Here is a 13,732-nt window from a genome sequence, read left to right on the forward strand (position 1 = left end):
TACATATACCTCATATAGTTTTCTTACCCGGTTTAGAGGCAATTAAACTGATATCTTCACCTTTGGGGCGATCGCGCCTTCAGGTTGGGGCAATTTCTGCTTCTTTTTCTTTCCTAAAATGCAGTAAATCGTTGTCTGCTGTTCGCGTCCCCGCAGTTGGGTCGTACCTACTTGGTAAGCGTCATAGCGATCGCATACGTGGGCAAAAGTTTTGCCGCTAACAATCAACTTGTAGGGGTTATCTCCTTTTACTTCTTTATTCATTGGTTCCAGTCGCGCGGCAACATTAACTGTATCCCCCAGTACCGAGTAATTTAGTCGCCGCTTTCCCCCCACGCTACCCGCAACCACTAAACCTGTGTGGATGCCGATACCTATTTCAATAGTTGGCTTGCCTTCAGCTTGCAGTTGCCTATTCAGCCGTTTCAGACGTTTCTGCATAGCAATTGCCGCCGCGATCGCGCGATGAGCATCGTGTTTAATTGCTTCTGGATCGGTGTGAACGAAGGGAATGCCAAAAACAGCCATAATTGCATCCCCAATATATTTATCTATAACGCCGCCCCGATCCATAATGCAGTCGGTCATCGCGTCCAAATAACGGTTGAGCCAATCTAGCAACTCACAGGGGGGGAGTTTTTCTGAAATAGTGGTGAAGCCGCGAATATCGCAAAACAAAACTGTGGCGATTGTTTCTTGAGCTTGCAGCTTGCCATTTTGGATAATTTCGTCTTTACGCTGCCAAATTACCTTTGCTGTTTCTGGGGCTACGTGTTTGGCAAACAAGCTCATCATCTCTTGCTTTTCATACTGCTCTCGGATCTGCATGCCGACTCCAGCCATGATCGTTGTGCCTGCGGGTGCTATTAATGGGAGCAACCAGCGATCGTCCATGAAGGATGAAAGCGAGAAGATAATCCAGGCGCTGGGTAAGAGAACAGCGATCGCGGCTCGTTCCCGGACGGAGCGATTGTAGAGCAGCGCCGAGACGGTCGGGCCAAGCGAGAGCAATAAGATAATTACCCAACGATTACGGGGGCTATGCAGCAGCCTGTTATTTAGCAAGTTATCAACCATCGCCGCATGTAGATAAACCCCAGAAGTGGGCGGATTTTGATCCAAAGGCGATCGCATCGTATCAGCGGCTGTTGCAGTTACGCCTACTAAAACAAACTTACCTGCAAAGGTAGAGGCTGGCACTTTCCCTTCAACAACATCAGCATAGGAGAAAGTGCGGGCATCTTGCGCCGCTCCCGGCCAGTTAATCCACACATCTTCGCGTCTATTTCCCTTAGCTAACTCCGGTAGCTTTGCGCCTTCGGGCGACAAGCGCTTAGCAATAGGCGACTTTAAAGGCAATAGATTTTCAGAAAGATTAGAAACTAGAGGCGACACGCTAGAAAAAGGCAATTCTTTATTTTGCCCCTCTGCGCCTATACTCCCGATCTCCTTATTTTCCCCAACTCCGGACTCCGGACTCCGGACTCCGGACTCGGCGACTACTTGCAGCATTGCTAAACCCAGTGCTGGTGTCTTGCCAAAAAAGATGGGCGTCTGACGGCTAATGCCATCGTCATCAGGATTGTGCCAAATCTGGCCAATATTAGCCGCAACTTCTTCAAATTCTGGTATTACTTGCAGGGGATAGCCGCTTTCGTCCCAAGCCATCGGTAATACAACATTGCCGCTAGATGCGATCGCGCTGGCAAATTTGCGATCGCCTTTTCCTGGATCGACGAAGAGAATATCGAAACCAATTACTGCTGGTGGGGATTTTTCTAGCGTTTTCAATAGATCTACATAGCGATCGCGCCGCCAGGGAAATTTACCGTATTTCTTCAAACTCGCATCATCAATTGCAATTACAGCCACCCTTTCATCCCAGGTGCGGTGGGGGATAATGCTCGATTCCGTGCGAACTTGAAACATCCAATTGTAGGCCATCCTTTCCAACGGTTGCCAAATGCCCAGTTGCCACATCCCCACAGATATGACTGCTGCTACCGTACCCGGAATTAAAGCATGATTGTTAGAAACAAAACGCCGAATCCGCCGAAGCCAATTTTTTTCTACCACGATAGCGCCCACCAGACACACACATCATTTCTGCTGAAGATGCTATAAAAATGCCAATGCCTACACAAACTTCCAGCCCTGAAACTGATGGTAAATGCCCCTGATCAAATCTCGATTTAACTTTAACGAGCGCCAAAACCAGAACGTGATGTTGGCACTAAATTGGGAACACACGAAGCCATTACCCAGAAGTAATTAGCATTACATCCTATTAACGCAATATCACAGAAATTTCCTATCGTTCTATTGGGGGATATTGCACTTTGGTTGCATTAATTTTTATTTTTCCCCTGCTCCTATGTTCACTTGGGGGGATTGACCGATGTACCAGTGCTATCGGGAACTTGCAATTCGTAAACCTGTTGATTGCCCAAAGGATTTCGCACTATTAATATAATTTTGCGATCGGATGGTATAGGCACTACAGTATCGAGTTGCCCATCGCCTCCGGTGTCTACCACCGTGCCATTAATTAGTACTAAATTAATGGGGTCAACTGTAGCCGTGACTCGCACTTGCTCCTTGTTTGCAGCATCAAGAATTTGCAATTTTAGTTGAGTGTCGCCTGTGGTAAATCTGGGTGTTGTGGGTGGTTGCCCCGGAATAATTAAAGCAGAATAACCAGGCTCGACTAGGACAGTTTTTTCTTGAGCGCTGAAGGCTATGGTTCCTTGAACGGTCGAAAGAGTAGTTTTACCATTTGGGCTGACAGCGACGCCAAATTCGGTGCCCCGCGTACCAGCAACGCCACCGGGCGTTTCAATTTCATAGCTTGATTTACGGTTCGTAAAGCGCCGCACTTTAGATCTAGTCTGCCCTCGTGCCAGGTAGAAGCGCGTTGTCTTGCTGCCATCGGGCAGAGTTTTTAGGCTCTTGACTGCTATGTTGGTATTTTCCGCAACGTTAATGATGCCAATACCGTCATCGGCAGCTAAAACAGCGCTAGAGCCACTGCTGGTGCTGATGCGATCGCCTTCAACTCGCAGGCGATCGCCAACCTTAACACGGCGTCCGTTACTTGTCACTTCGCCCTTAACCTGCCGCACTTCTACCCAGCGGCTACCCCTTGGAAGTGGTGCGGCTAAAGCTAATGGTAAGGAACTAACGACTACGCTACCTACTAACAGGGATAATCCTAGTAGGGGGATTTGAGCAACAGATAACTTCATCGCCAGCCACAATAGGTGAACACAAAGCCGATCTAAAGACTACTGACAGAAAATAGAGGTTCCACAGCAACTTGGGTATGATCTTTCCTTTTTTACAACTTCACAACACAATTCTTGCGATTTACCGCAGTTCATGGCGGCGAATTGTTTCTACCTGCCTTTTGACGCTGATAGGAGCCTTCAGCTGTTCCTTTTTAATAGGTACGTCACCAGCTCTGGCGGGTATCAACGATGACCACTTTGACGGCAATATATTTGCCCTCTATGGTGGAAATGGCTCTCTCGTACCGCCCCGCGTGACGCTTGCAGATTCCTTTAACCGGAGTAAACCAGCAATTTTGGTGTTTTATGTCGATGACAGCAGCGATTGCAAGCAATTTGCCATCGTAGTTTCGCGGATGCAGGCTTTTTATGGTCGGTCGGCAGATTTGATACCCGTGAACGTGGATGCTATTCCCCTAAAAGCCACCTATGCGCCAACTGAACCGGGCTATTACTATGATGGCGCCGTTCCTCAGATAGTCGTCCTCAATCAGAAGAGTGAGGTTGTCCTGAATCATAAGGGCAAAGTGGCGTATGAGAAGGTAGACGATGTTTTGCGGGAGGTGTTTAACTTGTTGCCACGAGAAATAACACCTGATTTGAAGCAGAGATCGTTTAATGAGTTCAGTAGCGAGTTAGCGAAGTAATCGTTCGCTTTGTGGCGCAGGAGAAACGAGCAGCGATCGCCTAGTGTCGCCAAAACTTGTTTCCCCTGCCCTAAACTGGTAGCAGGCTTCTAGCCTGCTACACAATAAAAGATGTCTACCATATTTCCCGGCAAGAGCGGTTAAACTATCTCCAAGTGCGGCCAGAGGGTGTTTAAATGTCTAAACTCTACACCACAGAAGAACTGATCGAAATCTTGGCTATGGAACGCCGCGCCTGCCTCAACGGGCAGCGTCTCAACTTGGCTGCTAAGACTTCTGGCGTCAACCCGTTAATTGACAAGTTTCTCAAAGCTGATGGCATCCAAAAGTTCACAGCTTATCAAGACTTTAAAGCCGCTGTTCACCGCTACCAAAAGGAAAACGGTGTTTCAGGCATTGTCTGGCGACAGTTAAGTATTAAAGGTAAAAGCCTGCACTATCCCGTCATCGACGATCAGTTAATTGCTTTGCCTCGTGATGTGGAGACGCTAAAGGCGGCGAAAGCTTCTGTCGTGCCATTCTGGCATGAAGTGACGGCGGGAATGCACTTATATCTTAGTGTTAATAATGGCAAAGAACATCGGCTGATTGCACCAGATGATGTGGGCAGAATTGGTTATAGAACTGAATGGGCTAGCATCTGGAAGTGGGAGAAGTCAGAATTCTTGGAAATAGTTTTGCAGCTAGCATGGGGAAAACCAGAGGAAGCCGCTTATAAACGCGGATGGCCGAATTCTGGCAGCGAGTATGTTCATGCAGTAAATCCCGGCAATCGTCCTATTTGTTAAGGCTGGTGCAGGCAAGTTTTTATATGGTTCGGCTACTGAGTGCGTCTGGTTAGCACAGTAAATAAACTATTGGTTGGAAGCACTTTAGGTTTGCAAAGATACACACACTACACGAAAAAAGTTTGCGAAGGTAGAGTTTTTTTGCTGCGTTTTTTGTTGTTGAGCGTTTTACTTTTAACAAATACAGAATGAACTTATTAAACATTGTCCAATTGCCTCAAATCGGCAGTATTAAGGCATTAAATTCCGCTGTTTCATTTTTTTTGATAGACAAACTCTTCAAGTAAGATTTTTATGGCTCTTAATAATTCATCAGGTTCCACAGGTTTGGTAAGATGACGTTGGAACCCAGAAGCGATCGCCAACTGGCGATCGCTCTCTCCAGCATAAGCCGTTAGCGCGATCGCCGGAATTTTTCCACCCTTTTCAGGGGGTTGCCTTCTCAGCAGGCGCATCAGCATATAACCATCCATATCAGCCATCCCGACATCGCAGACTAATACATCTGGCAAGGATTGTTCTATCAAGTTAAGGGCTTCTGATGCAGAGGCAGCAACTCTCACTATTGCACCAGCTTGCTCCAAAATAAATGAAACAATATCTCGAATATCTGGTTCATCGTCCACAACCAAAATTTGTAATTTCATGAGATGAATCATCGAAGTCGTCTGGGGATAGTCAGGGGGTGTTTGGGTTGAAGCTGGCAGCAATGGCAACCTGACAATAAAAGTAGCTCCTAAGCCTTCACCTGGACTTTCTGCCCAGACATTTCCGCCATGTAATTCAACTAGATGACGGACAATTGCCAACCCCAACCCCAATCCACCAAACTTGCGAGTGGTTGTGCCATCTTCCTGCCGGAAGTATTCAAACACATAGGGTAAAAACTCTCGCTCGATCCCTTTACCATTATCCTTGACTTGAATTTGAGCGTAAGTATCTATTTGCTCTAAGCGAATTTCTACAGCTCCTCCAGAAGGCGTAAATTTAATAGCATTGGAAACCAAGTTCCAAATCACCTGTTGCAGGCGGGTAGAGTCTCCCAAAACTTGAAATACTCGATTTTGAATTTTGGATTTGGGGTTATTAGTGTCTTTCAATCCAAAATCTAAAATAATAAATTGCAAATCAATTGCTTTTGCTTCTGCTGCCAGCCTAACGGTTTCTAACGCCGCTTCAATGGTAGCTGTAAGGTTGACTGGTACCGTGTTCAAAACCAGCTTGCCGCGTAAAATTCGAGAGACATCGAGCAAGTCTTCAATTAGTTGAGTTTGTAGCTTGGCATTCCTTTCAATGGTTGCTAGCGCCTGCTTTGTCTTTTGTTCATCAAAGGTACGAGATTGTAACAGTTTTGCCCAGCCAAGAATTGGGTTTAGGGGCGATCGCAGCTCATGGGACAATACTGCCAAAAATTCATCTTTGATACGGTTTGCGGTTTCAGCTTGTTCGCGGGCAGCTTGTTCGCGGGCAAGCAATTGTTCTCGTTCGGATTCAGCTTGCTTTTGCTGTGTTATATCTCGCGAGATGACGACCAATTGTGCAACTTGTCCTGATGCATCTCGAATCGGGGTAATGACGCTATCCCAGCATTTAGGCTCGTTCTTGGTAATCTGGCAGTAGCAGTAGCCTTGAAATTGACCGATGTTACCTGCTTTGGCGGCTGCGATCGCCGTCTTTGCACGCTCCAAGTCTTCGTCGTGCCAAAAATCAAGCCAGTCGGTATTCAGCAGAGGCGTAGGATCGTCAATCTCCAACAGGGACAGCCCGCCTGTATTGATGTAGAGGATTTGTCCGTCTAAAGTTAAGACTTTGATGCAGTCGTTACTGCTCTCCAGAATGCGTTGCTTTAGCTCTTCACTTTCTCGTAGGGCTTCTTCGGCTTGTTTGCGCTCGGTAATGTCGAGCGCGGTTCCGATGAACCCAATAGCTTGGCGGGACGCCCCTTCGCCCTCGAATTGCACCTGCCCATTAGCTAACACCCATCGCTCAGTTCCGTCATCCCACACAATACGGTAGTCAATCTCGTAAGTCCCTGGCGAACTGGGAGCGAGTGCAGCGCTGATGGCATTAACTACACGTTCTCGATCGTTAGGGTGGATGCGTTCTAATACCCTTGGTAGGGGAAGAACAGTATCTATCTCGCCCCAGATCTCGCACATTCGCTTGTCCATTTCAACGAGGTCTGTCTTAGGGTTATAGCGCCAAGTTCCAAGCCGACCTACCTGGATGGCGAGCCGCGCACGCTCCTCACTTTGTTGCAGTGCAATTTGTGCCTGTTCGCGTTCGGCTTCAACGCGCTTGCGATCGCTAATGTCTCGAACGATGACTTGGGCAGCCCATTTACCCTGGTAAGTAAAGGGAAGCGCAGCCACCTCAACATCAACAACGGTACCATCCAGACGCAGCCATTTCTCTTCAAGCAACGGTATAACCTGGGTGTTTCTAAGTTGCTCTATCCGCTCCACCACAGCACTTCGATATTCTGGGCTAATCATGTCAACCACTCGCTTACCCAACAACTGCTCTTTTTCGGTTGCGCCAAAGAGACTGACAGCCGCTTGGTTTGCAAATACAAACCTACCCTCGCTTTGAATAAAAATTCCATTAGGAGAAAGTTCTACCAGTTGACGATAACGGGTTTCGCTCTCTTGTAGGGCTAATTCAGCTTGTTTGCGCTGCGTGATATCGGCTGTAAATACTGATAGCCCATTTGCTATTGGATAGACGTAGTGTTCGTACCACCGATTTTGGGGAGGAAAAAAGTATTCAAACTGAATTGGCCTTTGCTCTACAACGGCTCGATGAAACTCGGTTTCGATTAAACTGCCGCCTATCACAGGAAACACATCCCAAATTCGCTGACCTAGCAACGCGGCTTTGGGCACTTGACTTAATGCAGCCGCGCGATCGTTGGCATATACAAAACGCCAATCGCAATCCAACACCACAAAAGAGTTGTTGATACTGGATAAAACTGATTCCAGCCGGGCTTTAACCGATTCTGCTTCCTGCCGCAGTACTTGTTCTTGTTGCACGGCTTCTTTCCGCAGGCGTGACAGTTTGAGATTGGCTTCGACTCGCGCTAGCAATTCCCGTGCGGAAAACGGTTTGATCAAATAATCATCAGCTCCCGCTTTCAGCCCTTCCACCCGCGCCTCTTCTCCAGCACGGGCAGACAGCAAAATAATCGGAAGTTCTCTTGTCGCTGGGTCAGTCCGCAGTTCTCTGAGCAACCCAAACCCATCGAGTTGAGGAATCATAACATCTGTCAGCACCAGATCGGGAGCCTGTTGCCGAATAATTGCCGCAGCCGTCATTCCATCCGCTACGGTTTCTACTTCATATTGGTGACTCAATAACCGCCTCACATAGTCACGCATATCAGCGTTGTCATCGACAAAGAGGATTCGTGCAGAAGGATTTGAGGGGTGGAGGGGCTGAGGAACACAGGAGAAGATGTCTAGCTTGCTGCCTTGCTCCCCTGCCTCCTCTGGTAGCCAGCATAATGCTTCCTCAATGTAAGGAGATGCACCTGTTGCAGTTGAAGCGAGCGTTCGAGTTGAGGCAATTTGGTTTTGGGGAAGATGAAGAAAGCCTGTAGGAATTGACACTGTGAAACAGCTACCTTGCCCTTCCAAGCTGGTAACGGCAATTGTTCCACCATGCAACCGCGCTAACTCTTGCACGAGAGATAAGCCGATTCCCGACCCTTCGTAGGTTCTTCCTCTGGCTCCGGGTACGCGATGAAACCGCTCAAACAAATGAGGTAAATAGCTTTCTGGAATGCCAATACCCGTATCGCGCACATCCAGTTCTACACGATCCGTGTAAGAGCGCAAGCTCACCCGAATTTCGCCCTCGAAGGTGAATTTGAATGCATTAGACAGCAGATTGAGAACAATTTTCTCCCACATTTCGCGATCGATGTAAATCGGCTCCGGGAGAGGAGGACAGTCTACCACCAGTTGCATACCTGTGCGTTCGATGGCAGAACGAAATACGCTGGCAAGTTCGCAGGTGAAGGTGGATAGATCTGTGGGTTCATAGGCTGCGTCAATCCTACCCGCTTCTATGCGCGAGAAATCCAGGAGTGTATTGATTAACTTCAACAATCGCAGGCTGTTGCGTAAGCTGACTTGTAGTTGGTTGCGTTGGTTCTTTGAGAGTGGCTCGTTCCCTAGCAATGTTTCTTCTAAAGAGCCAAGCATCAGCGTTAAGGGAGTCCGCAATTCATGGCTGATGTTGCTGAAAAAGGTGGTTTTCGCGCGATCTAACTCAGCCAGTGCTTCTGCCCGTTTGCATTCGGCTTCATAGGCATCAGCATTGGCGATCGCTGTCGTTACGTTACTCGCAACCAAATCAAAAAAGCCGCGATATTCATCATCAAATTCTCGTCGAGGACTAATGCCAAGCACCAAAGCTCCTGCTAACTGTTGCTTTTGCCCAGTAGCAATTGGCATCACTAAAGCAGCATTGGGAGAATCTGGCCAAGCGCCTCCCGGTAACGCTCCAAATCGGGTTGGCAAATCTTCAATTAGCTGCGCCTGAAGTGTTGATTTAACTCTAGCCAGATTCCATAGATCGATTGCTTGAGTTAAATCAACTTGTTGGAGACTCTTGGCGGCTCCTATCTCAATGCCTGCTGTTCCAGTTAGGCGAGCTTGTCTTCCAATGTCCTCGTCAACTAAATACAGTAGGGCAAACGGAACATCGTAAGGATTTTTGGCGAGGGTGTGAGTGGCAATGCGGCAAGCTTCCTCAACTGTTTTTGCTTCTACACTATTGCTTGCCAGGTCGCGCAACGTCTGGAGGCGACGCTCACCTACAATTTGCTTTGTTGTTTCGCTGCAAGCACAGAAGACTCCCTCAACGTTGCCGCTCTCATCTCGCACGGGGCTGTAGGAGAAGGTGAAGTAGGTTTCTTCTAGATAGCCATTACGATTCATCAGCAACAGCAAGTCTTCAGACCAAGTGGGTTGACCTGTACTGCGGACGCTATCAGCAAGTGGGCCTATAGCATCCCAAATCTCCGCCCAACAGTCTTTGGCAGACTGCCCTAAAAACTGGGGATGCTTGCTGGCTCCGAGAATGGGACAGTAGGCATCGTTATAGAGGCTGATATATTCAGAACCCCACCAGACGAACATGGGGTGGCGAGAGTTCAAAATAATACTCACAGAAGTTTTTAAACTCTGAGGCCACTGGGAAACGGGGCCTAAAGGCGTTTGCGACCAATCGTGCGATCGCATTAATGCGCCCATCTCACCACCGCCTGCAAACAGATCCACTGTCATCATCACCTCTTGTCGGATTCCTGCGTTACATCACACTACGTTTCGATAAGCTTGTTGCTTCGGGAGAGAGCATACTGGCTAAAAATTTTCCCTGCCTGCGTCTGGGTTAATGCCAACGCGGGAGGTCTGGAAATGCCGCATCATCCCAATGACAAATCGCGATCTCGATCAGAGCGCTCTTTGCGGGTTGATTGAAGGAGAAGAGAATAAAGGGGCCTTTGGCTCATATTCCCAAGCTAACGTGTTTGAGCAAAATTCTTGGGGCTGCAACAAGCAGGCAATCCAGATTTATCAACTGGTAAGTATATAAAAAGCCAGAAAATCGACTACTACATATTTCGCCATATTTTACCTATCTACCTTATCGACTTTCAGGCTGAGTGCGTATGTAAAATCGATATTTTTTATCTATCCCATCAAACCCAGTTCCCCTTTCAGCTCTAAATTATAGGTTTGTTAAACATCAGGAGACTATTCATCTCTTGCCTTTAGAAACTCTGTTACAGAAACACCGACGCCTTGTGTTAAATTGCCCCTATGTAAGCGATTGATGGTTTATGTTCCTCAAATTAAGAAGCATTTGAGCCATTAAAATTAAGTAGCCCAACCCGCCAAGGAAACTATATCGAGCATGTATACAGACCGTCTAGCGACCGGAATCTCAGGTCTCGATGAGGTTCTTTATGGTGGATATATCCCTGGCCGAGCCTATTTAGTGCGGGGTGGGCCAGGAACAGGCAAGACAACCCTGGGATGGCACTTCCTCTTTGCCGGAGTCGCGGCTGGGGAAGCAGTCCTGTTCATCACATTAGGAGAACCCGTTACACAGCTTCTACAGTCGGCACGCGAGCTAGGATTTGACCCAACGCAAGTCAAGTTTCTAGACCTTAGTCCCTCTTCTGACTTTTTTGCAGAAGTCCAGACCTATGACATCTTCACACCAGCGGAAGTTGAACGGGAACCGACGACTCAGCGGATTGTCGAGCAGGTACAAATGCTGAAACCGCAGCGAATTTTTATTGATGCGATGACCCAGTTTCGCTACTTTGCGACAGATGCGTTTCAGTTTCGCAAGCAAGCGTTGTCCTTTCTGCGGTTTTTAGTAGAGCAAGGAGCAACGGTTCTCTTAACCTCAGAAAATAGCCCAGAAGCACCTGATGACGATTTACAGTTCATGAGTGATGGCGTCATTACGCTCAATTTCACCGCACAAGCGCGGACGCTATCGATTTCTAAATTTCGGGGATCTGACTTTCGCGCGGAGTCTCATTCCATGCGCCTTACCAGCACTGGAGTGAAGATATTTCCCCGCTTAGTGCCAGAAATCTATACGCAGCCGTTTACGCTCGAAAACATTTCTTCTGGAATTCCAGAGCTTGATGAATTACTGCATGGCGGGTTGGAGCGCGGCACTATTACGATTATTAGTGGTCCAAGCGGGGTCGGCAAAAGCACCCTGGGACTCCAGTTTATGAAGGAAGCGGCGGGTCGAGGCGAACGTTCCGTGATTTACAGCTTTGAGGAGTGGCAAGAGACCCTAGTGCGGCGGGCACAAGCGATCAACATTCCCGTCCATGCCATGCTGAACCTGGGGACGTTATCGGTCGTGCAGGTGTCGCCTCTGCACTACACACCGGATGAGTTTGCCAGCCTGGTGCGGTTGGAAGTTGAAGAACGACAGGCGCGGATTGTGATGCTTGACAGCGTGGCAGGCTATCGACTGTCGGTGCGAGGCGAGGATCTGGTTAGCCACATCCATGCCCTATGCAAGTATTTGCAAAGCCAGGGAGTGGCAGTGCTGTTGATCAATGAGGTGGAGGCGATTACAGGGGAGTTTCGCGCTACAGAGGTTGGTATCAGCTATCTGGCAGACAATCTTATGTTTCTGCGCTACCTGGAGATGAAGGGGGAGTTGCGGCGGGCGATTGGGGTTTTGAAGAAGCGGATGACAGATTTTGAGAAAACCCTGCGGGAGTTTGAGATCAGTCGCTATGGGATCAAGGTCGGGAAGCCGTTAACAAATATGCGGGGAGTGCTGCGGGGAGTTCCGGAACTGCTGGACGAGGAGTAATCTTGAGTTTCACTTTCTGTTATTGTCACGTTTTAGGGAATTAACCATGAACCGGATTCTACTATTTCTAGAAAACAGCGAGAATCGTCGGTTACTGGAAGAATTTCTGAGCTTCCGCTATGAGGTGCGTGTAGGAAACTCTTTATTGCAAACAAAACAGGCGGTTCCTATGCTGGATGAGCCGTTCGATCTGTGTATTTTGGATGGAGTGGCCTTGAATCATCTGTGGGAGTGGGCACGCGCCAAAAAAGAAATGGAGCAGCCTGTATTTCTGCCGTTTCTGTTAGTAACTCCGCAATCTCAGGTGAAGTTGCTGACCCGTCAGCTTTGGCAGAGTGTGGATGATTTGATTAGCAAGCCGATCGAAAAGTTGGAATTACAGGCGCGAGTAGAAATGCTGCTGCGATCGCGGCAACTGTCGCTACAACTGAAGGCAAGCAATCAACAGCTTCAAGATGAGATTGCTCAGCGCGATCGCGCTGAAGCCGAGCGTGAAATGGCGATCGCTGCTTTGCAAGACAACGAACTTCGCTTCCGGCGGCTGACTGAATCTAATGTAATTGGCATGATTGTGGCTGATTTAAAGGGCAATATTGTTGATGCCAATCAGGCGTTTCTCAATATGGTGGGCTATACATCTGAAGAGTTGCAGATGGGGACAATTCAGTGGCAAGCGATGACACCACCTGAGTATCAGGCGTTAGATCTACAAGGAATTGAGAAACTGCGCTCGACTGGCTTGCTCACGCCGTTTGAAAAAGAATATATTCACAAAGATGGCAACCGCGTCCCTGTAGAGGTCGGTGGTGCGTTGCTTGATGCGGTCGAGCAAACTGCTGTATGTTTCGTGTTGGATATTAGCGATCGCAAACGAGCTGAAGCAGAAACCCAACGCGCACTTGCACGAGAACGAGAAATCAACGAGCTGAAGTCTCGCTTTGTCTACATGGTTTCGCACGAATTCCGCAACCCGTTGAATATCATTTCTGGTTTTGTGCGTCTCCTCGAACGCCAGGGAAATCGGCTTGAGCCAGAGCGTCAGGCAGACTTTTACCAGCGCATCAAGTCCGCCATTGACAGAATGACTACCCTGCTAGACGATGTATTGCTAATTGGCGAAACAGAAACGAATCGTTTGTCATTTCAGCCTGCACCGCTAGAAGTCATATCCTTTTGCCAGTCTTTAGTTGAAGACCTTAAAATCGCTAACGACGAGGTTGAGATCGGCTTTATCTATACAGTCGAAAGCTTGAACGCTAATCTCGACAGCGCCCTACTGCGTAACATTCTCGGAAATTTGCTCTCGAACGCTATTAAGTATTCAAGTGCAGGTAGCCCAGTGCAACTTTATTTATCGTGCGAGGCTGATGTCCTCACTTTTAAAGTGCAGGATACCGGAATTGGCATTCCCCCAGAGGCACAGACACGATTGTTTGATGCCTTTTATCGAGCAAACAATGTGGACAGCAGAGCAGGTACTGGGTTAGGTTTGGCGATCGTCAAGCAGTCTGTAGATCTGCATGGTGGCACGATTTCAATTGAGAGCGAAGTTAATGTTGGCACAACCTTTATTGTCACTCTTCCCCTCAGCAAGCATCTGCACCAAAATTAATCTTGGTTGCTGATAATAGCGAGATACATTAAC

Annotated in this window: 7 protein-coding genes; 4 read left to right on the top strand and 3 right to left on the bottom strand. The window is 48.0% G+C overall.

Going from position 1 to position 13,732, the window contains the following annotated elements; all coding sequences use genetic code 11:
* Positions 1-42: 42 nt before the first annotated feature.
* Both H6F77_RS04075 and H6F77_RS04080 read right to left on the bottom strand, forming a co-directional pair.
* The gene (locus tag H6F77_RS04075; RefSeq protein WP_190485626.1) at positions 43-2,076 is read right to left on the bottom strand and encodes a CHASE2 domain-containing protein; all 2,034 of its coding nucleotides are present in this window, start codon (positions 2,074-2,076) and stop codon (positions 43-45) included.
* A gap of 302 nt (positions 2,077-2,378) precedes the next feature.
* A complete protein-coding gene (locus H6F77_RS04080; RefSeq protein ID WP_190485628.1) occupies positions 2,379-3,245 on the bottom strand; it encodes a FecR family protein in 867 nt (288 codons plus the stop codon).
* A gap of 77 nt (positions 3,246-3,322) precedes the next feature.
* Between H6F77_RS04080 and H6F77_RS04085 the strand changes: the two genes are divergently transcribed.
* Together H6F77_RS04085 and H6F77_RS04090 are read left to right on the top strand one after the other, a co-directional pair.
* Complete coding sequence (locus H6F77_RS04085) at positions 3,323-3,934, top strand: thylakoid membrane photosystem I accumulation factor (protein WP_190485630.1); 612 nt, start codon at positions 3,323-3,325, stop codon at positions 3,932-3,934.
* A 176-nt stretch (positions 3,935-4,110) separates the two neighbouring features.
* A complete protein-coding gene (locus H6F77_RS04090) occupies positions 4,111-4,722 on the top strand; it encodes a hypothetical protein (protein ID WP_190485632.1) in 612 nt (203 codons plus the stop codon).
* Between the two features lie 254 nt (positions 4,723-4,976).
* Here the strand turns inward: H6F77_RS04090 and H6F77_RS04095 are convergent, their stop codons facing one another.
* Positions 4,977-10,019 (bottom strand): ATP-binding protein, encoded by a 5,043-nt coding sequence (locus tag H6F77_RS04095; protein WP_190485633.1) that lies wholly within the window; start codon positions 10,017-10,019, stop codon positions 4,977-4,979.
* Positions 10,020-10,647: 628 nt separating this feature from the next.
* Between H6F77_RS04095 and H6F77_RS04100 the strand changes: the two genes are divergently transcribed.
* Both H6F77_RS04100 and H6F77_RS04105 read left to right on the top strand, forming a co-directional pair.
* Positions 10,648-12,087, top strand: coding sequence for an ATPase domain-containing protein (locus tag H6F77_RS04100; protein WP_190485635.1), 1,440 nt, complete (start codon positions 10,648-10,650; stop codon positions 12,085-12,087).
* A 46-nt stretch (positions 12,088-12,133) separates the two neighbouring features.
* Complete coding sequence (locus H6F77_RS04105; RefSeq protein WP_190485637.1) at positions 12,134-13,699, top strand: sensor histidine kinase; 1,566 nt, start codon at positions 12,134-12,136, stop codon at positions 13,697-13,699.
* Positions 13,700-13,732 lie beyond the last annotated feature (33 nt).

This window comes from Microcoleus sp. FACHB-831, assembly GCF_014695585.1.
GTDB lineage: Bacteria > Cyanobacteriota > Cyanobacteriia > Cyanobacteriales > FACHB-T130 > FACHB-831.

Bases quoted from the DNA above. Each gene is read 5' to 3' on its own strand.
- H6F77_RS04085 (WP_190485630.1), top strand. From the start codon at position 3,323: ATGATCTTTCCTTTTTTACAACTTCACAACACAATTCTTGCGATTTAC.
- H6F77_RS04090 (WP_190485632.1), top strand. From the start codon at position 4,111: ATGTCTAAACTCTACACCACAGAAGAACTGATCGAAATCTTGGCTATG.
- H6F77_RS04080 (WP_190485628.1), bottom strand. From the start codon at position 3,245: ATGAAGTTATCTGTTGCTCAAATCCCCCTACTAGGATTATCCCTGTTA.
- H6F77_RS04100 (WP_190485635.1), top strand. From the start codon at position 10,648: ATGTATACAGACCGTCTAGCGACCGGAATCTCAGGTCTCGATGAGGTT.
- H6F77_RS04105 (WP_190485637.1), top strand. From the start codon at position 12,134: ATGAACCGGATTCTACTATTTCTAGAAAACAGCGAGAATCGTCGGTTA.
- H6F77_RS04095 (WP_190485633.1), bottom strand. From the start codon at position 10,019: ATGATGACAGTGGATCTGTTTGCAGGCGGTGGTGAGATGGGCGCATTA.